The sequence below is a fragment of the Paenibacillus sp. V4I5 genome, assembly GCF_030817255.1.
Taxonomy (GTDB): Bacteria; Bacillota; Bacilli; order Paenibacillales; family NBRC-103111; genus Paenibacillus_E.
Genome location: NZ_JAUSZB010000002.1, coordinates 783392 through 806814, shown reverse-complemented (window position 1 = coordinate 806814; position 23423 = coordinate 783392). Strand labels below are relative to the sequence as shown.

Annotated in this window: 19 protein-coding genes; 13 read left to right on the top strand and 6 right to left on the bottom strand. The window is 44.5% G+C overall.

Features of this window, described 5'->3' with window-relative positions; all coding sequences use genetic code 11:
• Positions 1–14 precede the first annotated feature (14 nt).
• Both QFZ78_RS05650 and QFZ78_RS05645 read left to right on the top strand, forming a co-directional pair.
• Entirely contained in the window at positions 15–893 is an 879-nt protein-coding gene (locus QFZ78_RS05650; RefSeq protein WP_307546054.1) for a carbohydrate ABC transporter permease, read from the top strand.
• Positions 894–905: 12 nt separating this feature from the next.
• A complete protein-coding gene (locus tag QFZ78_RS05645; protein ID WP_307546053.1) occupies positions 906–1796 on the top strand; it encodes a carbohydrate ABC transporter permease in 891 nt (296 codons plus the stop codon).
• Here the strand turns inward: QFZ78_RS05645 and QFZ78_RS05640 are convergent.
• Positions 1786–2697 carry a helix-turn-helix domain-containing protein gene (locus tag QFZ78_RS05640; protein WP_307546052.1) on the bottom strand — a complete coding sequence of 304 codons (912 nt, stop codon included), beginning with the start codon at positions 2695–2697 and terminating at the stop codon, positions 1786–1788. The two genes, QFZ78_RS05645 and QFZ78_RS05640, sit on opposite strands and share 11 nt — an antisense overlap.
• Before the next feature lie 118 nt (positions 2698–2815).
• Between QFZ78_RS05640 and QFZ78_RS05635 the strand changes: the two genes are divergently transcribed.
• Complete coding sequence (locus tag QFZ78_RS05635; protein WP_307546051.1) at positions 2816–4087, top strand: hypothetical protein; 1272 nt, start codon at positions 2816–2818, stop codon at positions 4085–4087.
• Positions 4088–4147: 60 nt separating this feature from the next.
• Positions 4148–5116, top strand: a complete 969-nt coding sequence (locus QFZ78_RS05630) for a hypothetical protein (protein WP_307546050.1) — start codon at positions 4148–4150, stop codon at positions 5114–5116.
• A gap of 138 nt (positions 5117–5254) precedes the next feature.
• Here QFZ78_RS05630 and QFZ78_RS05625 read toward each other — a convergent pair whose 3' ends face one another.
• Positions 5255–6988, bottom strand: coding sequence for an ABC transporter ATP-binding protein (locus QFZ78_RS05625; RefSeq protein ID WP_307546049.1), 1734 nt, complete (start codon positions 6986–6988; stop codon positions 5255–5257).
• 432 nt (positions 6989–7420) lie between these two features.
• On the opposite strand from QFZ78_RS05625, the gene QFZ78_RS05620 reads away from it, so the two are divergent.
• On the top strand, positions 7421–8188 hold the full coding sequence (locus QFZ78_RS05620) for a 3'-5' exonuclease (RefSeq protein WP_307546048.1): 768 nt from the start codon (positions 7421–7423) through the stop codon (positions 8186–8188).
• Positions 8189–8663: 475 nt separating this feature from the next.
• On the opposite strand, the gene QFZ78_RS05615 is transcribed toward QFZ78_RS05620, so the two are convergent.
• On the bottom strand, positions 8664–8831 hold the full coding sequence (locus QFZ78_RS05615; RefSeq protein ID WP_307546047.1) for a hypothetical protein: 168 nt from the start codon (positions 8829–8831) through the stop codon (positions 8664–8666).
• A 118-nt stretch (positions 8832–8949) separates the two neighbouring features.
• Here QFZ78_RS05615 and QFZ78_RS05610 point away from each other — a divergent pair, with 118 nt between their 5' ends.
• Both QFZ78_RS05610 and QFZ78_RS05605 read left to right on the top strand, forming a co-directional pair.
• A complete protein-coding gene (locus tag QFZ78_RS05610) occupies positions 8950–9123 on the top strand; it encodes a hypothetical protein (RefSeq protein ID WP_307546046.1) in 174 nt (57 codons plus the stop codon).
• A gap of 287 nt (positions 9124–9410) precedes the next feature.
• A complete protein-coding gene (locus QFZ78_RS05605; RefSeq protein WP_307546045.1) occupies positions 9411–9569 on the top strand; it encodes a hypothetical protein in 159 nt (52 codons plus the stop codon).
• Positions 9570–9645: 76 nt separating this feature from the next.
• Here the strand turns inward: QFZ78_RS05605 and QFZ78_RS05600 are convergent, their stop codons facing one another.
• Positions 9646–10290: an FMN-dependent NADH-azoreductase gene (locus QFZ78_RS05600; RefSeq protein WP_307546044.1), complete on the bottom strand. Its 645-nt coding sequence runs from the start codon at positions 10288–10290 to the stop codon at positions 9646–9648.
• Positions 10291–10495: 205 nt separating this feature from the next.
• Between QFZ78_RS05600 and QFZ78_RS05595 the strand changes: the two genes are divergently transcribed.
• Positions 10496–10996, top strand: a complete 501-nt coding sequence (locus QFZ78_RS05595; protein WP_307546043.1) for an RrF2 family transcriptional regulator — start codon at positions 10496–10498, stop codon at positions 10994–10996.
• A 567-nt stretch (positions 10997–11563) separates the two neighbouring features.
• Here QFZ78_RS05595 and QFZ78_RS05590 read toward each other — a convergent pair.
• Positions 11564–12601: a DUF3231 family protein gene (locus QFZ78_RS05590; RefSeq protein WP_307546042.1), complete on the bottom strand. Its 1038-nt coding sequence runs from the start codon at positions 12599–12601 to the stop codon at positions 11564–11566.
• Between the two features lie 356 nt (positions 12602–12957).
• On the opposite strand from QFZ78_RS05590, the gene QFZ78_RS05585 reads away from it, so the two are divergent.
• Genes QFZ78_RS05585 through QFZ78_RS05575 form a run of 3 tightly spaced genes read left to right on the top strand, consistent with a single transcriptional unit; the run spans position 12958 to position 14425 of the window.
• Positions 12958–13095, top strand: coding sequence for a hypothetical protein (locus QFZ78_RS05585; RefSeq protein WP_307546041.1), 138 nt, complete (start codon positions 12958–12960; stop codon positions 13093–13095).
• A gap of 31 nt (positions 13096–13126) precedes the next feature.
• The gene (locus tag QFZ78_RS05580) at positions 13127–13549 is read left to right on the top strand and encodes a MarR family winged helix-turn-helix transcriptional regulator (RefSeq protein ID WP_307546040.1); all 423 of its coding nucleotides are present in this window, start codon (positions 13127–13129) and stop codon (positions 13547–13549) included.
• A 54-nt stretch (positions 13550–13603) separates the two neighbouring features.
• Positions 13604–14425: an alpha/beta fold hydrolase gene (locus tag QFZ78_RS05575; RefSeq protein WP_307546039.1), complete on the top strand. Its 822-nt coding sequence runs from the start codon at positions 13604–13606 to the stop codon at positions 14423–14425.
• A 206-nt stretch (positions 14426–14631) separates the two neighbouring features.
• On the opposite strand, the gene QFZ78_RS05570 is transcribed toward QFZ78_RS05575, so the two are convergent.
• The gene (locus tag QFZ78_RS05570; RefSeq protein WP_307546038.1) at positions 14632–14964 is read right to left on the bottom strand and encodes a cytochrome-c oxidase; all 333 of its coding nucleotides are present in this window, start codon (positions 14962–14964) and stop codon (positions 14632–14634) included.
• Positions 14965–15493: 529 nt separating this feature from the next.
• Here QFZ78_RS05570 and QFZ78_RS05565 point away from each other — a divergent pair.
• Together QFZ78_RS05565 and QFZ78_RS05560 are read left to right on the top strand one after the other, a co-directional pair.
• Positions 15494–17980: a SpoIID/LytB domain-containing protein gene (locus QFZ78_RS05565; protein WP_307546037.1), complete on the top strand. Its 2487-nt coding sequence runs from the start codon at positions 15494–15496 to the stop codon at positions 17978–17980.
• 180 nt (positions 17981–18160) lie between these two features.
• Positions 18161–23212, top strand: a complete 5052-nt coding sequence (locus QFZ78_RS05560; RefSeq protein WP_307546036.1) for a phosphodiester glycosidase family protein — start codon at positions 18161–18163, stop codon at positions 23210–23212.
• Positions 23213–23423 lie beyond the last annotated feature (211 nt).

Here is a 23423-nt window from a genome sequence, read left to right as displayed (position 1 = left end):
ATGGGAGGACTTGCATGAACCGTAAACGTTCTAATACATTCTGGGGGTATTTCTTTATTGCCCCGCAATTAATCGGACTGCTTTCCTTTTCACTTATTCCTCTGATCACAACCTTTGTTTTAAGTACATTAGATTGGGATGGATTTCAGCCTGCGACTTTTATTGGATTTAATAATTTCAGTTACGCCTTTCATAATCCTGATTTCCAGAAGGCACTAGTGAATACCCTTTATTATTCCTTATTAACGGTCCCGATGGGTATTTTTCTTGCGATATTGGTCGCTGTTGCTTTGAACAAAGTGAGATATCGTGTTATGTATCGGTTGTTTTTCTTCATGCCAGTAGTTACAAGCTCTGTCGCTGTCGCGATTGTATGGATGTGGCTGCTCAATGGTGACTTCGGTATCATCAATTTTCTGCTGCATAGCTTGTTCGGCATTAAGGGTCCACAATGGTTGACCAACTTGAACCTCGTCCTGCCGTCCTTGGCGATTGTGAGCATTTGGCAAAAATTAGGTTTTAACATGATCATTTTTCTGGCTGGTTTACAAGGAATATCCAGAGATTACTATGAGGCTTCCATGATCGATGGTGCATCAAGGTCACAGCAATTCTGGAAAATTACTGTGCCCCTTTTGTCACCAACTACCTTATTTGTTACCATTATTGGCATTATTGACTCGTTTAAAATCTTTGATATGGCTTTCGTTATGACGAGCGGTGGTCCAGCAAAAGCTAGTTATACGATTGTGTATCATTTGTATGAGCTAGCCTTCAAAAACTTTCAATTCGGACGAAGTGCGGCAGCGGCTACTATGCTTTTTGTTATCATTTTGACTTTCACCATTGCACAGACCTATATTTCACGCAAATGGGTCCATTACGCGGATTAAGGAGGATTTCGCATGAAAACGGTAAATCAGAAATTAGTTCCAGCAGGAACAGTACCCAGTAAACAAAAGAACAACCATATAGGTAGTAAAGTATCAACCATCCTTCTGCATGTTCTGTTGATTCTAGCCTCTGTAGTCATGTTTGGCCCGTTTTTATGGATGGCATTCAGCGGTTTAAAAGACTTAGCCCAAATCTTTCAAGTGCCGCCGACCTTATTTCCGAATCCATGGAGATGGGAGAATATTAGCCGATCTCTAACAGCTATGCCATTTGATAAAGCATACAAAAACAGTGCTTATATTTCTGTGATTGTGGTACTGAGTCAATTGTTAACATGCTCTATGGCTGCTTTTTCATTTGCTAAAATTGATTTTCCCTTTCGTAATGTTCTCTTCATCCTGTTTATTTCCATGTTGATGGTTCCCGAACAGGTTACGATCGTTCCACTATACATCATTTTAAAAAATCTCGGCTGGCTCGATACGCATTTATCCCTCATAGTTCCGGATGCATTGTTCAGTGCTTTTGGTGTATTTTTATTGAGGCAATTTTTTATGGGTATCCCACGTGACTTATCAGAAGCAGCTTATGTTGATGGTGCGAACATGTGGAAAATTTATTGGCGTATCATGGTTCCCCTCATTCGTCCAGCTCTAGCTTCGTTAGCGATAGTTTCATTCTTGGGACATTGGAACAGTTTTTTTAAGCCCGTCATTTTCCTGAGCTCAACCGACAACTTCACCGTACCTTTGATGCTTAGTACGTTTAAGGGACTCTATGTGACTGACTGGACTTTAATGATGTCTGGTTCTGCAATTGCCGTCATGCCTGTACTGCTCGTTTATCTTGTTCTCCAGCGAAATATTATCGAGGGCATTTCTATGACGGGCATTAAGGGTTAATGTGAAAATAAACATTAATCGGATAATTTTCTTCCAATCGTTCGTCAGGAACGATGTGTTGGACACGTGGGTCAGCGTATTCTTGGCGGTATGCTGTTGCTGTCATACCGTAATAGGCGGTAAAAGCTCGTGAAAAATAATGGTTCTCAGCATATCCACACTGCGAGGCGATTTCTTTAATGCTAAGTGTACTATGACGGAGCATATGAGAAGCGCGTTCTAGCCGCAGTTGAATGATCATTTGACGCAAAGGAATTCCGATGACACGTACGAAGACTCTAGTCAGGTGTTCATGAGATAACTGGCAATGGACTGCAATTTCGGCTACGGTAATAGGCACAAGGAGCCTATTACGAATATAGGATAATGCTTTGCTCACCACGAGCGGATAGGAGGGGTCGGTTACGGCCTCTTTTTTATTTTTTAAATGTTTCATAGCGGGGATTGAAGTGTTTTTGCTTTTATTGCCCAAGTATTCAAGCTCGCTAAGCAGAGCTGACAATAAGATGTTGCACCGATTGGTATCTGTCTCTTCATGAGCGATGTGGAGGATCTGGCTGATTATTACCGATAGTAGTCCACCTTCCCTAACAGGTATTACATCACAATACATCGTACTAAAAAGCGTAGGCGCAAACCATTCACCACCACTGAAATGCAGAAAAAGATGACGAGTAGCTGCAGTCTCTCCGAAATGATAGCTGTGAGTTTCCCCTGCCTTTGTAAGAACCCAACTGGGCTGATTCAATGTATAAACTTGATCTCCATTTCGGTAGATGGTTCCATTTCCCTGAGGGAAAAACACCAACTCGTTATCGTCTAAAATACGTGGTCCCAGCTTCCAGTTACGTCGAACAATAAAGTCACCGCAGTAGTGTAAAATAGGCAATTTTCCATTCAATTGGAGGCACCCTTTCTGATCAAATAAATCCATTGAATTCCTTTCTTTATCTATTGTAAACGAATTCACATTAAGAGAAAATGAAATTATTCAGCGCTCGTCATAGGAGGGAATAAAGTTGGAAATTACATTTACAGGAATTGACAATCCATATTCAATTGGTGCTTTTGGTGTTGATGCAAACGCTAAGATACTGCAGAGATATCGGTTCATTCATGAGCGTCTTATGTTTATAGGTGCAGCTCAGCTGCCAGCACGACATAACTGGGATGTCAAAACTGCGATGGGACGACACATCTATGAGGATGCAGAAGCAGCGGATCAGCTTCGTACACGTGTGAGTCATCTGCGTACGCCTCTTGCTAACGTTGGGCAGGAACCAGATCCAACGTTAACGCTGCTTATGGACGAAATTCTTCATGCTCGTACAGATTCCGAATGGTTAGCCGGCGTGTATACAGTGATTAAACCAGCACTTATTGAAGCCTATAGGAGCCATATACAACGTACACAACAAATTGTAGATCAACCGACTATTCGTATATTACGCTCAATCCTTCTCGATCTGGAGGAACAAGTAAATTGGGGAGAAGCGGCAATTGCTCACCTGAAGAACGCAGGGGAGTGGGAAGAGGCTGGTTCTGAAGAATTGTGTACGTTATTAAAGCGATGCATCCTTGCAGCAGGTGGAATGAGTAACGAAATGAAAAGGTCTTCTGAAATACCAGAACGTATAAGGTCCTTTCAGGTCTATCAATTGCCCAAAAAATCGCAACGAGAAGCACGTATGGGTGAAACAACCCTTTACCGTACAAGCATGGGAATGAAATTCGAGAAGCCGAATGAGGACAGACTTGTCGGTATGATGAGAGTACGTCAGGAAGAGATGACGGCAGCGGAACTGATTGCGGCTGTATTATGGTCACAAAAAGGAATGCCGTGGGCATTCTATCGGGACTTAGCAAGGCACTTGTGGGATGAGGTTCGCCATGCATTGTTTGGTCAAGCAGCACTGGAGGCTGAAGGGTTGGATTGGCGTTCACGCCCACAATATACGTCTGATTATGATATCAATATAGAAAAAATCCCGAGTGCGCAATACGCGTGGCTAAGTATTGGAATCGAAGAAGGGGCGATGAAGCGTCCGGGAAAAGTAGGGGAATTTGAATTCTGCAGAGATCAAGTGAAGCATCCATTAATGACTCAGTTCCAGGATTACGATTGGGCTGATGAGGTGGTCCATGCTTCCTTCGGGCGTACATGGACTCCTGAGCTATTTGGCGAAGAACTAGGATTTATACGTGAAGTTGCGAAGCGTGAGTTAGATCATTTTTTCAGTGAAGTTCGAAAGGCAGAAGAGATAGCTGCTGCTGCAGAAGGTGAAATATAGAGATTATCAAACAATAATACGAACGGGCAAGTACAAAGAGGTATTGAGGGGGGGATAACAATGAAAATTGTTCCTGACAGGTTTGAGTTTGGAATCGAAAAAGAATATGCAATAGTTTATAAAGAACGTGACTTCATAAGTTACTTATTAGCATCACAACAGATTATAAATAAAATAAAGTCTATGACGGATATTCATGAAAATCTAGTAAAAAAAGTGGGTTATTTGTTTAGCAAAGGCTGGGAGATACATCCTGAATATTCCAATGCTTTAATAGAAGTCGTATCTCCACCCTACACCTTGGATAGTTTTGATGAAATAATAGATGGTTTTCAAGTTTTTGAGGAAGTTGTATGTAATTTGTTAATAGACTTCAAAGAAAAAAACACAAATCTAAAAGGAGAGATTTTATTAACAGATAAATTTAGTTCTTCGACAGATACATTCATTAACTTTAAAAAAGAAAAAATCACTGATATTAAACAAATTATACTTACGGATGAAGTTGTTACTTTTGTAGGAAGTAACAATCTAATTCCCAATTCCTTTAAGAAAATTAATGATTTAAATTTACTTTATGCGGGGTTTACTTCTACTCATGTTACACTACATCCTAAATATTGTTCAAGATGGGACATTAAACATGAGGCAGATTACTTTTGGAGCTTATTAGATCTTCTGTTTTTGTCTGAATATGATATAAATGACAATACCTTTTATTATAAAGGTACTGATGAAATCCGGTGTTCAACAACACCCCGAAGCGAACTAATATCATGGGCGGATAGGACAAGTATCTTCTATGAAAAAAATATTAAACAAATAATGGAAGGCGATGCTCAAGAGAAAGTTGATACGTATAATCTTTTTTTAAATGAACAATCCAAAGGAAACCGAACTTATTTAGCAAAAATAAAACATATTGAAGAATGGACATTATTTGAAATTAGAAGGTTTCATAGTGGAATATCAATTAACTATATGAAAGAATTTTTATTAAATGCAAGTAAGATTATAATAAACCCATAAAAACCAAACACCAAGGATTGTTCAGTATACGGAAGGAATTTTAGCCTAACTTAAAAGACGCTAACAAAGAAATATTTGCTTAGCGTCTTTTAGGTTGTATTCTAGTAATTAAAAGTATCTACGTCTTTAAACGTTATACTATAATTGATCAAACTGCATTTTGTAGAACTTTGCATATATACCATTGTTTTCAATAAGCTTTGTATGTGTACCTTCCTCTGCAATCCCATCTTCCGATAAGACAATAATCCTTTTTGCACTTTTTATTGTGGACAGCCTATGTGCAATTACAAAGGCAGTGCGGTTCTTAGCTAACTTTTCAAAACTTTCCTGAACCACCCTTTCGCTCTCATTGTCTAGGGCGGAAGTGGCTTCATCCAATATAAGGATAGGAGGGTTTTTTAAAAATAGACGTGCGATACTTATGCGTTGTTTCTGACCGCCTGAAAGCTTTACGCCACGTTGACCTATATAGGCGTTGTAGTCATCCGGAAGTCCGATAATAAATTCATGAGCATTAGCATTTATGGCAGCGTTGATCATTTCCTCATCGGTAGCCCCAGGCTTCCCGTACAAGATGTTCTCTTTAATCGTACCCGAAAACAAATACACATCTTGTTGTACGATCCCAATATTGTCACGCAATGATTTTAGCCTTATGGTTTTTATATCCGTACCATCGATTTTTATTGTACCTTCACTGGTGTCATAAAAACGCGGGATTAAACTGCAAAGGGTCGTTTTTCCAACTCCAGAAGGTCCTACAAGTGCTACATATTCACCGGGTCTTGCTGTAATGTTTATATTCTTAAACACATAATTCGAGTCGCTGGCATACTGGAAGCCTACGTTTACAAATTCCACTGAACCCTTTACATTGCTTAGCTCAGTAGCATCTTTGGCATCGGCAATGTCCGACTCAATCGCCATAATTTCCATAAAACGTTCAAAGCCAGCCACCCCATTTTGAAGATTCTGAGTAAAGTTCACTAACCTCTTCACAGGGTCAATTAAGGTGTTTATGTATAACAAAAAGGTAATCAACTCGGTTAGAAGCAACTGGTTATAACTTATAAGAATGGCGCCTGCGACAACAACCGAAATGTTAATCAATGAAATAAACCCAGTCAAACCATTGTAGAACAATGCTTCCACCAAATATCCTTTTTTCCTGCTTTCTAAAAAACGATAGTTACTGCTTCTAAATTTATCCACTTCGATGTCTTCATTTGCAAACGATTGCACAACTCGAATCCCAGAAAGGCTGTCTTCAATTTGAGCGTTTATATCTGCGATACGTTCTTTATTTTTTTTAAGAGCGTGCTTCATCTTGATGCTATAGTGATAGGCAAAAATAAACATGAAAGGTAAAATCAAAAAAGTAGCTGACGCGAGTACCCAATTTATACTTAGCAATATAATGAACGAGCCCAGGATTCTCACCAAAGAGATTACCGTATCTTCTGGTCCATGGTGTGCAAGTTCGGATACATCGAATAAGTCTGTAGTTATCCGAGACATCAGTTGCCCAGTTCTGGCATTATCGTGATACGAAAACGAGAGCTTTTGAACATGCTGAAACAAATTTTTTCGCATGTCAGACTCGATTTTTGCCCCCATCGCATGCCCAAAATAGTCGGTATAGAAGTTGCTGACATACTCCACGACCATCAGAAATAAAAAGATGCCAACCATTTTAAAAACTAACGTAACATCGATTCCTTCGTCACTTATTGCGTTTTTGGTTATTTGATTTACCAGCAAGGGATAGGCAAGTACGGTCATCGAAGCTAGTGCTGCAAAGAACAAATCAGCAAACAACACTTTTTTATAAGGTTTGTAGTAAGCTAGAAACTTTTTTAACTTTTCCACGAACTATTCCTCCAATTTATCCTTCTTTTAAGCATTAAAGTGTTTTCTATAGTGAAATTGTTGATCATATTCACAGATGTAAAACTTTTCATCTTTACCACTCCAATCGTTTTATTTTCATGGTAGCATCCCAAACCAGGCACCACAATTTAACAAATCATTATAATCAATTCTTATCATCATAAGACTATTGTATGTACATTGGTAAGTCTGGAAAAACCTAATACTTGAAATGATCGATGTGAATATGATATCTTCATATCTCATGGGTGAATGAGCTGGTGAGGATCACTCTTTCCATGGAGAAGCCGTGGCTGATGGTTCTCATAATAAATCGCATGACCAAGTCTGTTCGGCATATGCTGGATCAATCATGGTCTTTTTTTAATTTAAGTAGATCATTTATTAGAAAAGGTAAGAGGTGAAAAGCGAGTGCATTATATAGTTATGGATATGGAGTTCAATGGTAGGAGACACTACGATATATATCCTATGGAGACTATTGAAATTGGGGCTGTAAAATTAAATGAGCAATTGGAAATTGTCGATACGTTCCAAAGCTTTATTCGTCCTAAATTTCCTTTAAATAGATTTGCACTGCAGTTTTGCGGTATTACAGAAGAAACATTATTAAAAAGTAAGCCTTTTGAGGTAGTTATAGAGAAATTTAAAAAATTTTGCGGCAGCGATTTTAAATTGATTGCATGGGGCGGCAGCGATTTCTTTACTTTACTAGTTGATTGCAAAGTGAATCGTATTAAAAATGAATGGGTAACTACTCATTTATTGGACATGACTCGTTTTTTTGAAGGAGGATTGCAACAAGCTTTAGAAGATCATGGCCTTCATTTCATAGGGCAAAGCCATTCAGCATTGGATGATGCTTTAAATGCTGTGCATTTATTGATGTTAAAACCAGGGCTTGTAAATGATACGAATTATTTCATACCAGACCCTTTCAAAATATGTACGGGCGGCATAAAGAAATGGATCCAAATTTCCCTGGACGAAGCTCTTCAAAATAACCGAATGTTACGATGGGACGATTTTTTAAGGGATCAGAATACGCAAAAGTATATATCCATTATGAACTTAACCGATAACGAAATTGGAATGGTACAAAAGTTATTTAATAAATTTGCCCAAATGAAGTATGGTTCCAAATTTCATTTCATACGGAGCAACAGCGCTATTTGCTAGCCGATTCTGTAACTGTAAAGTATATTTATTCCGAATTCATGGTAATCTAATCCCATAGATTGTATATATAATAAAGAGCCCCAGTATGGAGGCTCTTTATTACTTTCTAAAGCTGAATAAAAAAGTTATTTCTGAGACGAGGGTTCGATTTTGACTTTTACCGGATTAGCATGTGGCAGTTCAAATTCAGGCGGCTTGCTCTTCTTTTTAGTCATGGGTTCGCCTCCCCGTGAGATGCAGGAACATATGGAGCATAAATTACGATGGCCCCCGAGAGAAGATGGAGAACGCTGGGTCCAATACAAAAGGATCTCAGTCGAAATCAATCGACCAAGCTCCTCTTTGCTTTATTACTTGATTAAATTCTATAAAAAATCAATTCCATCTCTGCTCTTGTAGTGTTTTGGAGAGAATCAAGGGTCTGGCCGTCACCCTCAGTCAAATGAGGCCCCCGGTTCAGTAGGTTTAAACCAAATTAATTGCCATCAACACTAGGATGGATTATCTCTTGTCTAGATTCTTCTTCAATGCGGTCATTATACTTTTTAACTTGTTCTGTTGTGAGGGAAGCTGTTGATGGTACTATACTCTCACGATCGTTATTTTTCACTTCCAATGACGTTAGGTTGTCATTTTGCGTCATTATATATCACCTCCATATTTATTATTTTGACCTAACATTCCTTTGTTATGTGTCAGAAAATGAAGTGTTTGTATTATGTTCACAACTTGTGGAGATAATTAGCAACGGAGGTGATTTTATGTTAAATAATAACAATCTAACTGAAGCTGATATTGAAATAATTTTGAACGCAATTGATACCTCACGAGAGGCTCTAATGAAAGTGTACACGAAGGATTGGCTCCAAACTAAAATTGATGAGATAAAAAATAAGCTTGATGCGCAACAAAAGGAATTGGAACGGAATCAATGAGTTTGAAATATAGATTGTATCAACCAACCTCCTTAATATGGAGGTTTTTTCATTTTTATTCCAACATTTTACTGCTATACTCTCCCACCAATCACTCTTGAAATGATTAATTCAAATATGGAAATATATGTATAATATTTTTTGTTATACAAAGGGGAGATGATAACAGCCGTTGAGATATAGGAGGGTGAACCTCCGAAGGCATTGACTATCACTAAAGTCAGTTGTTTTGGTTAGAACGCTGCTGGAAAGATTCCATTCTTGATGTCGTCTTGAAGAGAAGAGCGATGCTGCTCATGCGAAAAATCGTTAACCTGAATGTAGATGAAAAAGAGGCTGTCCCAATGTTACCACACATGAGGGCAACCTCGTATGGGATGATAACAGCCTATGATAATGCAGGGGTTATTGTTGATCAGCTAGATACTGTGTTCACCGAATTATAAGTGCAGGTATCCTAAGTCCCGAAGAAGACTCTTTATTGAGAATCCATAACAACTCTCAATAGCTTTTAGCATCCCCTTATGACCTAACTAAACCAGACAAATGTTTGGCAGCTTGGTCAGCATCTTTGTAGGCTTCTTCTAATACGACTTCCCGATTTCTAATAGCAGTACCTTGAGCTCTAATAATTTGATAATCTTCAAGGCCTAAGAAATTAAACATGGATTTGAGGTATTTATGAGAATATTCAACTTCCGTATACCAATCGTTATTGGTGTAGACGCCACCGCTTCCTTGGATCACAAGAATGCTCCGGCCGTCATTCAGCAGACCCACTGAGCCATTCTCCGTGTATTTGAAAGTCTCGCGGGCAATGAAGATGTTATCCATATAATCTTTGAGCTTTGTCGGAATGTTGAAGTTATGCAGCGGCATGGCAATGACATACTTATTAGCGCTTTTAAATTGTTGTAAGACTTCAGCCATACGCGAAGTCACTTTTTGCTCTTCAGCGGTGATCTGTTCACCCTGCGCCAATTTTTCCCATGCGCTCAAAACCGTTTGATCGACCATGGGTACCTCTTCGCTATATAGATCGATTTGTTCGATGGTCTCACTAGGGTTTAATTCCTTATATACCTTCAAAAAATGATCGAGAACGTTCAAGGTGACAGAAGATGTGGACTTAATTTTGGGATGGGCATTAATGATAAGCATTTTCATTTTAATTTCTCTCCTTTAAAATACAATTGTCGTCATACCTAATCGACGATTAGTCATATCCATAATATAATCCTTAACAAATCAGTTGTCAAACTCCTATTAATGGGAATAGTGTAGAAAGGGTATGAACAGATTTGACATTTTTTTTCTTTTATATCTTAATATAAATATTAACTAAGTTCGTAATAAGGAGTGGGTGTTTTTTATGCAGTATAGTATTGGCGTTGAATATGCACTGCACTGCCTTGTATATTTAATCGAAGTTCCACCAGATTCCAGCGTTGGTATAAAAGAACTTTCCGCTTTTCAAGGAATTTCTGAAACGTACCTCTCTAAGATGTTTGGCAAATTAACAAAGGCTGGTATCGTTAAATCCACTCCTGGTGTTAAAGGCGGTTATAGTTTGTCCAAGTCTCCAGAAGAAATTTCTTTTTTGGACGTAATCGATGCAATTGAAGGCATAAATCCTATTTTTCAATGCAAAAACATAATTGCAAACGGCCTACTGTACCGAGATAAGGAGTGTACATCTTGTACAGCAGATACGCCTCCTTGCACGATAAATTTAGTTATGCTAGAGGCAGAAGAACATATGAGGTCGTTTCTCCGAAGCAAGACACTGAAATGGTTGAATGAGGATTTGGAGCGAGTCCTGCCGAAACAAATACGCTACGATACCCGAAAATATTTTTCTGCGCCAAAGTAGTTGATTAATAAGGGATAATAAAGTAACGACAAGTGTTTTTCAGCTAAAAAGTTGATTATTTCTATTAGATTTTATAAATCTATCTGGAGGCTTGGAGAGAGGTTAATTCCATTACAGTTGAAAGAGGGATACCGGTTCCTGCTTTTGCTTTTGTCTAGCCTACTTCGAAAGATAACGGAAAGAAGAACTGCCACGAACCTGCTACACGCGCAGCGGGATGAAGGAGAATTTTTTAATTTTTATCTCGAATACAAAACTTAAATCTTGTAACCTATTAGTTCGATGAACTTCCTGAAACCAAGATTGAGTTCTTCCAGATCGATAAAATCGTAAAAATGAACGTTATCCGTAGGCCAAATAGAAAAGTCCAAATGGCTAAAGTCAATTAGCTCATTGGACTTATTTACGTTGGAATTGTTCATAAACAATACTATTCAAAGCGCTATTAACATGGCTTCCAAATTGACGATCGAGAATAGTACAGGTCCATTAAGAATTTGTCGAATCCTGGGCATACAATTCACCATAAACTCTTTTGATTCCCTGTTCTCGTTTCATAAATGCATATTATTTCCTTTTTACTAAGCGTTCTCGATCCTCAAGATATGGGGGTTCCTCAAGCCATTCATGTTTAATCATTATTTTTGCACCGTCATCTGTTAATTTCAACATTTCAGCTACAAGGCGAGTATATGCTAATGCTACATCAGATCTTTGTACTGATGCTATTGCTGTACCGTAAAAACCCGCTGTTGTGGCACCAAGAAGTGCTTTATGATGCATCATTAGTCTGTCAGAGAACGTTGGCTCGATAGATGCCAATATTTCTGCGTCCTCAGATTTAGGAACAGGTAAGTTATGTTCGGCAAGGATTGCCTCGAGAACATTAATTTGTTTTTTATAAACTTGAATCCCTCGCCAGAAATACGCACGAATTTCCTCTGACTTTGCTACTTGGGAAAAAGCAAGGGTAAGTGCTTTACTGACTTGTATTTTCTTTAAATCCCAAAAGAGATGGGTAACTTCAATGCAATTTAATGGTCTTTGTTCTCCGAAAAAGCCTGCAAGAAAACTTTGTTTCTCAGCAAATTCAACTTGATTATTTGGGTTAATTGAAGGTGGTCGAGATATTATACCTTGTTCTAGGGCAACATCTAACGATTTATTGAATAGTTCCATTGTTTCATTCTGACATTTAACATAATATTCTCTAATGTCTGTTCGTACAGACGTGCCTAGAGCGGCAGAATATCCACCCAATCCATTAACACTCATAATATAGATGTAAATTAAACAGAATTGATCACTAAATAATTGTTGGGTTTTTGGATAAACATCATCGTCTGTAAAACCATGTGGAATGGCAAATTTTTCTTCGTTTAAAAAAAAGGAAATCTGTTCAATTTGTCGTTTTGCAATGTCATCAGCAAATTTAATTATATTTTTAACGTCTTTATTAATGATAAATTGTAACATATGTTTGAAGATACAAATTGCCATGGTGTCGTTTTGGTATTGCGACCAAAGGTTTGCAACTTCAGGAGCAGTTAATCTGGGCGTATGCTCTATATCGTTGGATTCATAAAATTGAATTGGACTTTTCATAATCCGCTCCTTTATTTTTGTTGTTAGTTGCTTAATATATAATGTTTCCAAACAGAGTAAGTCTATTCCCAATATTAGGCTGCTTATGTGCAATTGTGACAAAGTCATTAAAGTAACGGAGAATGATAGTTAAACAATTGAAGGGCTAAAGTATTCTTTACACAGTCCGAGGTTAAGTTCCCATTATTATTTAATCGATTGAAGATTGGAGAGCATGAGAGGGTAGCTATCTCTAATCATTAATTCCCGGTTAGAACAATAAAAGGTGCAAGTTCGGGCTGCCCGACTTTCAATGCACGATGAATGGTACAATGTGAATATAAGTAGAAATTAACACTAACGGAAGGATGTTAAGCATGAGCGAATCCAATCAGGAGTATATCGTAATCTCAGGTGCGAGGGAAAACAATCTCAAGAACGTATCCATGCGCATTCCTAAGCGGAAAATCACCATTTTTACCCCCCACCGCGGGAAGCGCATTAAGTACATTTGACATTGGTTTGACATCAAACTATAATGTGGTTATGCAAAATAGAGATGCCATTTCATTAATTTCCAAAATTAGAGAGAAAGTTAATCGGTTTATTGTAGCAGAGATGGTGAAGTATGGGATAGACGGTATTGGCACTTCACATGGTGATATCATCTATGAGCTGTTTAAGAAGCCCAGACTCACTATGGCGGACATTTCAAAAGGGATTAATAAGGATAAATCTACAGTCACAGCACTTGTTGACAAGTTGGTCCGGCTCGGATATGTGACAAAGGAAAGGGACAGAGAGGACACGAGGGTTGTTTATGTCACTTTAACTCATAAGGGGAGTGAACTGAAACCGATCTTTGAATTAATATCTAAAGAAATGTTAGACGTGTTTTACTTAAACATCTCTGAAAAAGAAAAAGAAGATCTGCTTAACGTTTTAAAAAAGATTTATTACAACTTTTAAATTTTTTTAAATAAATAGTTTGATGTCAAACAAAATTACGAGGAGGAAATCATCGTGAGAGATTTTACGAAAGAATTGCCCGATCATACAGAGAAATACATTGGGGAAAACGATATATTTTTAGAGATATTCGAGGGGGAAAACTTCCCGAAAGCAACTAAAAAAAGGCCCCCTTTGCTTTTTGTACACGGTGCCTACTCAGGAAGTTGGATGTGGAGCAAATACATTCCTCACTTTATCAGTGAAGGGTGGAAATGCTATGTCATGAACTTGAGAAGTCACTACAAAAGCAGGCTGCTGGATATGACTAAGATAACTTTCGAGGATTATTTGGAGGATATTAAAGAGGTTATCGCTGAGTGTGATGTTTCGCCGATTCTTATCGGATTTAGCATGGGGGGGATCTTGAGCCAGAAGTTGGCTGAAACCGTCGAGATCGCAGGGTTGGTGTTGATCGATTCAGTCATAAGCAAAGAAGTTCATGAAGTAGTACCATACAAAGAATTAGCCCAGATGATACCTGGTATCATATTGCCTGCCCCGGCCCGTGAAGAGCTTTCAAGCATAGATGAAACGGCAAATGACATTGAATTTCAAAGAAAGTATCTGACAATGGAGTCATCAAAGGCATTTAGCGCTTTTTCTTTTTCAATCGAAACAGAGGGTATATCAATAGAAAGCAATTCAATTTCTTGCCCGTGCTTGGTTATCAAAGCAGTAAACTGTGATGATGACGACCGTCGGGGTAGGGTGACAGCGGAGCACCTCCGTGCTGCATATAAAGGGCTTTGGAACACAACTCATACTGGCGTGCTCGTAGGGCAGAGATATATGGAAACAGTAGATACAATCATGGACTGGTTAAAAAGAGTTTAAAATGGACGCCAGGCTAAGATAGCACACCGTAGTGTAATGTATAATCAACCGCTAGGTCGCGCTTAGCCGTGAGGGCTGCAAAAATGAGCAATTAATAGAATAGTTAATATTGTCCAAGATCTTATTTTTGAACTCATCGGAAACTAAGTTAACGGGCAGTTTACTGCAGTATTAAATCAGGACTAGATAAAGATAGCACTAATAAATTAGACCATAATAACAACACACCGACTACAATAAAGCAGACCGCCTAAAGGTGCGAATGGCTCCGCCGGCTGCCCCATCCCCACGCGCAGCAATCCGTAAAGCAGAATGGGAATACCTAGAAGATGAAGCCAAAAATGTGCTTTTCCCAGCTTACTTGTCCCCGCCTTAGGGAAGAGACAATATACAATCCCGCCGAGAGCGAATGACACCCATCCGAGCAGGTTCCAATGAGGATGCACGACTGCCTGTTCCGGCATCACATGGATGAGAATGCCCAGAACCACCCCGATAAAGAAATAAACAACTGAAATGCGAAACATCATAATTCCCATCCAATAACCAGCCTCCGATCATGTTTTCTGGTCTCAGCATATCAACCGCATAGCCCCAGCGTCATGAGGAGAGGAACTCCCAATTTTGAACAAAAAAAAAGGACTGCACCACCCATAACAATTTCCCGAAAAAGAGACCGCAACGTTGTTGTATGTCCCATTGCTCTGCTAACGGGTACAGTTAGCTTCATAACAAAGATCAAACAGGCTGCCGGAGATAAACACGGTGGCCTGTTGCGCTCCCTCGAAGAATATGGATTTTCTCACGAATGCTCGCTCATTCGCAGGATTTTCTTTCACACAATAAATTAATATTTTACAAATAAAAAATATATTGAAATTATATTTCAAAGCTTTTATGATATGAATGAAAGAATGGAAGCGCTTTACAAGAGTTCCACAACAAAAGGAGTGAGAAGATGTGGATGTTCTACAACTGGAAGTGATGAGACGCAAGATTACAAATTTGCTAGTTTCTGCCGCAATGCTAGTGTCCGTTCTTTTCCCTCTGACCGGAGGAGCGAGCACTGTGTATGCGAACTCGGCTGCGGCATTCACGGCGCCGTTGACCGAGAAGATCATGGAGAAGAACACGGCGCAAGGAACGTTAGAGCTGGAGTTAGCGGGTGTCTTGCCGCTGGCGCCTGGCTACACCGTCGAGCACGTCGTAGGCGGGCAAACGTACGCAGGCTCGCTGTCTCAAGTGATGATCGGCGCCGAGAACGTCACGGCGTACCCGAACGATGCTGGCCAAATCGCGAAGCTGGTTATCAACGGAGTAACGCCGGCAGACCGCATGCGCGTCGGCATCCGCAGAGACATCGCCGACATTACGGACAACACGACGTTCGACCACGCGAAGCTGGATATCCAATCGGCGAACGGTTATACGCTGCTGGATAAGAAAGGGAACACAAGCTTCGCGATTCCGGCGGCCAAGCTCGTTACGTTCACGACAGTGAGCGGTCAAATTGTCGTCATGATGGATGGTGCTGAGCTGTATCGCACAGCTAACCGCATGTACGCCACGCAACTGAGCCCGGACAGCTCGCTGCTGCAGATCATGACTTTCAGACGGGCGCAAGGCAATCCGCTTTATCGGAACACGCTCGAAATCTCCCTTGCGGCGACACCGGACAGGCTGAAACTCGTCAACGACATTACGCTGGAACAATATTTGTACCAAGTCGTTCCGAGCGAAATGCCTGCTTCCTTCGGTCTGGAAGCGCTGAAGGCGCAAGCCGTCGCAGCCCGTACTTACGCGCTGACCGACTACTATAGCAATCGGTTCGCGGACCGCGGCTTCCATATCGACGACAGCACGCTGAGCCAAGTGTTCAACAACAGCACCGAGAACGCCCTCACGACGCAAGCCGTGAACGCGACGGCAGGGCTGATTATGAAGAGCGGCGGCCAGCTCGTCGATGCCCGGTTCTATTCCACCTCCGGCGGCTTCGGCGCATCGAAGCATGAGGTGTGGTCCGATTTGGGCGCGACGACGTTTCCAGGGACACCGATTCCTTATCTGATCGCGAGGAGCTACACGTACGACAAGGCCGATCCTTCGAAAATGCTAGAGCTCAACACGTCCGACGAACAGGCGCTGAACGCTTTTTACAAGGACTTGTCCTACCGCGGGTTTGACTCCGAATCGCTGTACTTTCGCTGGAAAATCGGCCTTACCGGCCAAGAGCTCCAAAATACGATCAACGCCAACCTGGTGGCCCGTTACACGGCGGATCCCGCCTTTATCCTCTCCCGACAGCCGGACGGAAGCTTCGCAAGCCAGCCCATTCCGCCGGGTGGCGTCGGGACGCTGACGGACATCTCCGTGGCGAAACGCGGAGCAGGCGGCAATATTACGGAGCTCGTTATTACGGGCACGACCGGCACTTATAAGATCATTAAGGAATTCAACATCCGCTTCCTCATCCGTCCGAGCAAAGCGATGACCGGCAGCGCTTCCGATATCCTTGCTTACCGGGCCAAAGGCGGATCGGCAGATTACGATCCGGCTGGCACGCTCCGAAACCCAAGCATTCTGTATTCGGCGTTTTTCACTTTCGATGTGATTCGGGGTGCGGCAGGCTCGATTGCCGGCATAACTTTCTACGGAGGCGGCAACGGGCACGGCGTCGGCATGAGCCAATACGCCGCGTCCATGCTCGGATTGAACGGCTGGAAATTCGATCAGATTCTGAACAGCTACTATGCCAACATGCAGCTTCAGACGGCGGCCGGCCAGCCGTTCCAAGTCATGGCGTTGGAGCTCGGCGGACTCGCGCCGATGAATCCGGGCGACACCCGGCAAGCTCAGGTTGCCGCGATCTACAATGATGGATCCCGCGTGGGCTGGACAGCCGGTGTTCGTTACGCCAGCAGCAATCCGGCCGTCGCGACGGTGAGCCCTTCCGGTCTCGTCACGGCGATCGGTTATGGCCAGACCGTTATCACGGTGAGCTACAGTACGATCGCCGCCAGCTACAGCCTTTCCGTGGCTAGCAGCGTTGCAAGCCTCGAAATCGGCGGCCTTGCGCCGATGAAGGCGGGAGAGTCGCTGCAATCGGTCGTGACGGCGGTGTATGCCGACGGCACACGTGTTCCCTTGAACGAGGGCGTAACGTTTGTGAGCAGCAATCCGGTCGTCGCGACGGTGGATGAAACAGGACTCGTAACCGCGGCGAGCATGGGCGAAACGGTTATCACGGCATCCTTCGAAGGACGCATAGCCGAATATCGTCTGAACGTTACCTCTTCGTTGCGAGGAATCTCCATCGATAAGCTCAAACCGATGAGGGCTGGCGAAACGGTACAGCTTACTGTAACCGCGCATTATTCCGACGATACGTTCGCCGATGTCACAGCTAGCGCAACAATTGCGAGCAGCGATCCGAATATCGCGGCCATCGATGCGTCCGGCAATGTTACGGCTCTCGAGAAAGGACATACGACGCTCACGGCAACCTATGCGGGACAGACGGCAGAGGAGAAGCTGAACGTCCAAAAAGAAAAATAAGGCATCTATGGGAACAGACCTCCGTCCGACATTCATGACGGGGGTCTGTTTTTACAAAGCGACAACATTCCCATTGCTCTTCGATGACAATCGGATGTTACGATTCTAGTAGTGGCAGAAGGAGGGTAGAAGCTTCATAGATTGCCTGACAAAATTTAAATTTCGGAGGTTATAAGCGAAATGAAACAATGGACACGAACAATCGCGGGTTTCTTGGGTCTTCTCATGGTTGTTTCCTTATTATTGCCCTACGGATCGACGCGCGCGGCGGATCTGCCCTCCTATCCTTATGGGCAAGTGTTGGACCACCGTCAAATGGAGCTCGCGCCTGGCGCGGTTTACAACTGGTATGACATGAAGCTGGTCAGAGGGCTTGAGAAAGTACATACCGTCGAGTTCGATCCGTCGAATCCGATGTTAGAGCTTCAAGCGGGCACGAAATCCGGCAAAGTGTACGGGATGCAAGGCGTTACGCAAATGGCAGCCTATGCGGATCAACCCGGCAACAGGGTAATTGCCGGCATTAACGGAGATTTCTACGATTTGAGCAATCATGGAACGGGTGTTCCGAATGGCTTGTTCATGGGCGAAGGCAAAATTCTGAACACGCCTGACATCAACAATGCCGTGTTCGTCATGAATGAAGACGGCACGACAAAAATCGGTCCTACCCCCAAGCTGACGCGGACGGTAACGATCGGCGGCGTGACGAGTACGATTACGCATATTAACCGTTACCGCGCGGATAATCAGCTTGTCCTCTATACGAATGACTACGCCGATTCGACCAAGACTACGTCGCTGGGTGACGAAGTCATTCTGGACATTGTGGAAGGGGACGTCCGAAGCGGTCAGACGATGCGGCTCAAGGTGGCGGAATTCCGCAAGGATCAGGGGAATTCTCCGCTGTCGCCAGGCAAAATCGTTCTCTCGGCGCATGGCGCGGCACGGTCGATCATCGAGGGGCTGCAAGCTGGAGACGAAGTGACCGCGGCGTTCGAGCTGGCTAGCGGCTGGGGCGGCGCCAAAGTGGCGATGAGCGGAATAATGATGATTAGAGACGGCGTTCTGCTAGATAACGTTCAGCCATCCGGCGTTCATCCTCGCACGGCCATAGGCACGAAGGCAGACGGTAAGATCGTCATGATGGAAGTTGATGGAAGAGCGCCGAGCTTCAGCGAAGGCGTGGAAACAAGCGAGCTCGGCCAAATGATGCAAAACTTGGGCGTCACGAATGCGATCAATCTGGACGGCGGCGGCTCCTCTACCTTTGTTGCGCGGCTTCCAGGCGAATCGACGTTCAAAATGCTAAACCGCGGCTCCGATGGCGGAGAACGGGCGACCGGTAACTCGTTGCTGCTCGTCAACAAGGCGCCGGAAGGTTCGGCAGCGAAGCTCGTCGTGAAGCCGAATCTGGAGCGGGTACTGGCCGGCTCTAAGATTCAGCTTAGCGTCGCCGCGGTCGACGCAGCCGGACATCCGGCTGCGTTCGAAGGAACGCCGGCTTGGCAGGTTAATCCGGCGATCGGCTCGATCGATACGAACGGCGTGTTTACGGCAGGTTCGACAGCAGGCTCGGCGGAGATTCAAGTAAATGCCGGCGGTCTTGCGGGAACGGGCGAAGTCGAAGTGGTCGCGGAGCTGACAGAGCTGAAATTCCCGGATACGGAGAATGCGGTTGAATCCGGATCCACGGTTACGGTGTCTGTTAAGGCGCTGCGCAACGGACAGGAAATCAAGGCCGACAATGGCAGCTTCGAGTGGCGCGTCGAAGGGGACATCGGAACGCTCAGCGCGGCCGGCGTCTTCAGCGCGACGACCGCCAGCGGCAAAAGCGGCAAAATTTACGCGAAGTACGGCGCAGTCGAGACGTCGATGACTGTGAACGTAGGAACGCCGCCTTATATGCTGGAAAACTTCGAGAACGGGATTTCCCGGTATTTGCGTACGGCTGGCGCTAATTACAACAAAGCGATCGCCAGTGTCACGACGGAAGACGAGTACGTACGATTCGGCAGCGCGGCGCTGAAGCTGGAATACGATTTTATCGGGAAAATCGGGACGACTGGAGCTTACTTGCAAACGATCAATCGGACGAACTACTTGAGGATTCCCGGCTATCCGACCAAGATCAGCTTGTGGGTGTACGGAGACAACAGCGGAAACTGGCTTCGTGCGCAAATGCGGGATAAGGACGGTGCTGGAGGCGCGACGCCGATCAACTTTACATCGGAAACGGTGGGTGTCAATTGGAAAGGCTGGAAGTATGTTGAAGCGGACGTGCCGACAGGTCTTACGCCTCCACTGACGCTGGATCTTCCCGTTCGCCTGATGACGACATCCAAAAATCCGCCGGTCAAGGGCGCGGGCGCCATCTACGTCGACGATATCCGGGCGGTTTACGGGCCGGTGAACGACGACTTCGAGCCACCGATCATTAGGAACATGACGCCGGCTGAAGGCAGAACGGTCAATACGAATAAACCGGTCATCCGGGCGATCGGCGAAGACGCCGGCTACGATCCGCAGCAGCATCCGGGAACGACGCTTATCGACCCTAACAAAATTTCGTTCTACGTCGATGACGTCCTCGTTCCGCATACGCTGTATCCGCCGGAAGGAAAAATCAGCTACACGCCGGAAATTCCGCTTGCTGACGGTATCCACAAGGCCATGGTTAAGATTCGCGACCTATCAGGAAACCGGGCGGAGAAGGAATGGACGTTCAATGTGGATACGGGGTCTTCCAAGTTCGTGTTCGACACCCCGGCTGAAGTGTATGCGGGCAATACGCACAGCCTGGATATTAAAGGCTTTAGATTGGAAGGCATTAGCGGCGGTGAGATAAGTTACGCCTTCGATCTGGCCAAGGTTGACAGCCTGCAGGTCGTACCGGGCGACAAGCTGTCGGCAAGTCAGGTACAGTCGAATATTGACGCTGCGGCAGGAACAGTGCTCGTGAAGCTGGCGGGCCTGCAAGGCGTTTCGTTCAAAGACAGCGACGTGCTCGCGCACATCCGATACCGTGTGAAGCCAACGGCCGAGGGCAGCAATGTCATTGCGTTCCGTTCGGGTAAAATTTCATTGGCGTCCGCGCCGGGAGCGAGCGCTGTATTTTTTGGCTTGCCGATCCAGTCCTTGATCAAATATCCTCTGACGCTTGGATGGAACACAACCGGTGTTGTGGAGGGGTATCCGACCGAGTTCTCGGTAACGAATGAAAGCGGCGAGCCTGTCGCCGGCGCAACCGTCATGGCGGACGGTGTGGTTGTCGGCATCACGGACGAGGCAGGGAAGCTTGTGACGAGCACGCTTACCCAATCCGTCAAGATGTACAAGCTGCAAGCTTTTAAAGAACCGTTCTACAGCTCGGTCATGACGTTCGCCGTTTCGAAGCGGACCGGTTCGCTGACGCCGTACAACGTCAGTGCGACGATAGGAGCAAATCCTACAACGTCACACGGCTTTACGTGGCACACGCATCCGGATGCCCAGGGAACCGAAGTGGAAGTCTCGGAGCTGGTCGGATTTACGGACTGGAGCGGCACTAATGTACGGAAGCTTACGGGAACGTCCGAACTGTTCGTTACGTACGATATCGGCACCGTCCGAGTGCATAAGGCGCTCGTGGAAAATCTGAATCCCGGGACGGAGTATGTGTACCGGCTTGGCGACGGAGCTGGAAATTACAGTTCACAAGGTTCGTTCAAGACCGCTTCCACGCTGGAAGATACGGTGAAGTTCCTGTTCTTCGGCGACTCTCAAGCTTCGGATAAAGCCGGGTACGCCTTGTGGGGCGCGACGGTGGATAAGGCGTTCGAGTTCATGTCCGATCCCGATTTCATCGTGCATGCGGGCGACCTAGTCGACAACGGTTACAAGGAGAACGAATGGAACATGTGGTTCGAGGCGGCGCAGCGCGAGCTGATGAATACGACGCTCGTTGCGACACTCGGGAACCACGAAGTGACGGGAATAAACGGAAAGAGCGACTTTACGAACCATTTCAACCAGCCGGGCAACGGACTTGAGTCGCTCAAAGGAACTAATTTCTCGTTCGATTACGGCGACGTCCATTTCGTCATGCTGAACAGCGAAGAACAATACGCGGAGCAGAAGGAATGGCTGAGAGGGGATCTCGCTGCGACCGACAAGAAATGGAAAGTGGTTATGTTCCACCGCGGCCCGTACGGCAGCATTTACGATACGGAAATCGTCCGCAGGGAATGGACGCCGGTGTTCGACGAGTTCGGCGTCGACCTCGTCTTGAACGGCCACGATCATATTTATTTGAGAACGTCGATGAAGAATGACGCGTCTGCTGCTTTGGGCGAAGGTACCGCTTATGTCACCCCCGGCTCGACCGGTCCTAAGTTCTACGGCTTAACACGCAGAGATTGGACGCAAGTTATCGACGAGGAAATGACGCAAATGTACGCCGCGATTGAAATCGTTGGAGATCAGCTGACTTTCGTTACGAGAACCGTCGGCGGGCGCGAAGTCGACCGGTTCCTACTGGTGAAAGACAGCGTGCCCCCGGTAACGACGGCGGTTTACGGCACCACGAATGCGTCCGGATGGTTCAAGGAGGACGTGACGGTTCAACTGGTGTCGACGGACAACCGGGGTGTCAAGGAAATCGTCTACCATCTCGAGGGCGCTATGACACAGGAGGGAACGGTCGTAAGCGGCTCTGCTGCTGCGATTCCGATCAACCAGGAAGGCGTTACAACGATTCGGTACGCTGCTGTTGATCACAGCGGCAACAAGGAGCAGGAGCAGGAGCTTATCATCCGGCTGGATAAAATGGCTCCGATCGTGGAAGTGACAGGAGCGGGCACTTACAGCGTTGACCAGACGGTTACGGTGGCATGCACCGCCTCCGATTCGGTTTCCGGAGTCGTCTATAATCCGTGCACCGAACCGCTTGTCTCCATGGAAGCTTACAAGCTCGGGGCGGGCGTCCATACGCTGACTGTGCATGCGCAGGATGCGGCGGGCAACATGGCATACGTACAAGTTTCCTACGAGGTGATTGTCACCTTGGACGGACTCAGCCGCCTGACCAAGCAGCTAGTGGAAGAGCCTGGAGCTCACGGTATCGTGAACGCTCTTCAAGAGAAGCTGAGTAAAGGAAATATTAACGCTTATATCAACCAGGTCGAAGCACTCGGAAGAGAAGGAAAGATCAAGGAAGCGCAAGTACTGATCGACTTCGCGAGCATGCTGTAAGAAGTGAAAACAAACAAAGCCGTCCGAGAGGACGGCTTTGTTGCGTTGATGAAAAATTTCTATATGTATGTAAAAAGCAAATTTAAAAAATAAATGAACCAGATTGAATACGGATACTCTGCTCTAAAAGAACTTTGGATTACTTATAGGGGTTATATTTAGATGGGTATCACTTTTTGAAGAAGTGAAAGAACTAGCTCCGAGGCGAGTA

Bases quoted from the DNA above. Each gene is read 5' to 3' on its own strand.
- QFZ78_RS05650 (WP_307546054.1), top strand. From the start codon at position 15: ATGAACCGTAAACGTTCTAATACATTCTGGGGGTATTTCTTTATTGCC.
- QFZ78_RS05645 (WP_307546053.1), top strand. From the start codon at position 906: ATGAAAACGGTAAATCAGAAATTAGTTCCAGCAGGAACAGTACCCAGT.
- QFZ78_RS05630 (WP_307546050.1), top strand. From the start codon at position 4,148: ATGAAAATTGTTCCTGACAGGTTTGAGTTTGGAATCGAAAAAGAATAT.
- QFZ78_RS05615 (WP_307546047.1), bottom strand. From the start codon at position 8,831: ATGACGCAAAATGACAACCTAACGTCATTGGAAGTGAAAAATAACGAT.
- QFZ78_RS05610 (WP_307546046.1), top strand. From the start codon at position 8,950: ATGTTAAATAATAACAATCTAACTGAAGCTGATATTGAAATAATTTTG.
- QFZ78_RS05605 (WP_307546045.1), top strand. From the start codon at position 9,411: ATGCTGCTCATGCGAAAAATCGTTAACCTGAATGTAGATGAAAAAGAG.
- QFZ78_RS05600 (WP_307546044.1), bottom strand. From the start codon at position 10,290: ATGAAAATGCTTATCATTAATGCCCATCCCAAAATTAAGTCCACATCT.
- QFZ78_RS05595 (WP_307546043.1), top strand. From the start codon at position 10,496: ATGCAGTATAGTATTGGCGTTGAATATGCACTGCACTGCCTTGTATAT.
- QFZ78_RS05590 (WP_307546042.1), bottom strand. From the start codon at position 12,601: ATGAAAAGTCCAATTCAATTTTATGAATCCAACGATATAGAGCATACG.
- QFZ78_RS05585 (WP_307546041.1), top strand. From the start codon at position 12,958: ATGAGCGAATCCAATCAGGAGTATATCGTAATCTCAGGTGCGAGGGAA.
- QFZ78_RS05580 (WP_307546040.1), top strand. From the start codon at position 13,127: ATGCAAAATAGAGATGCCATTTCATTAATTTCCAAAATTAGAGAGAAA.
- QFZ78_RS05570 (WP_307546038.1), bottom strand. From the start codon at position 14,964: ATGGGAATTATGATGTTTCGCATTTCAGTTGTTTATTTCTTTATCGGG.
- QFZ78_RS05560 (WP_307546036.1), top strand. From the start codon at position 18,161: ATGAAACAATGGACACGAACAATCGCGGGTTTCTTGGGTCTTCTCATG.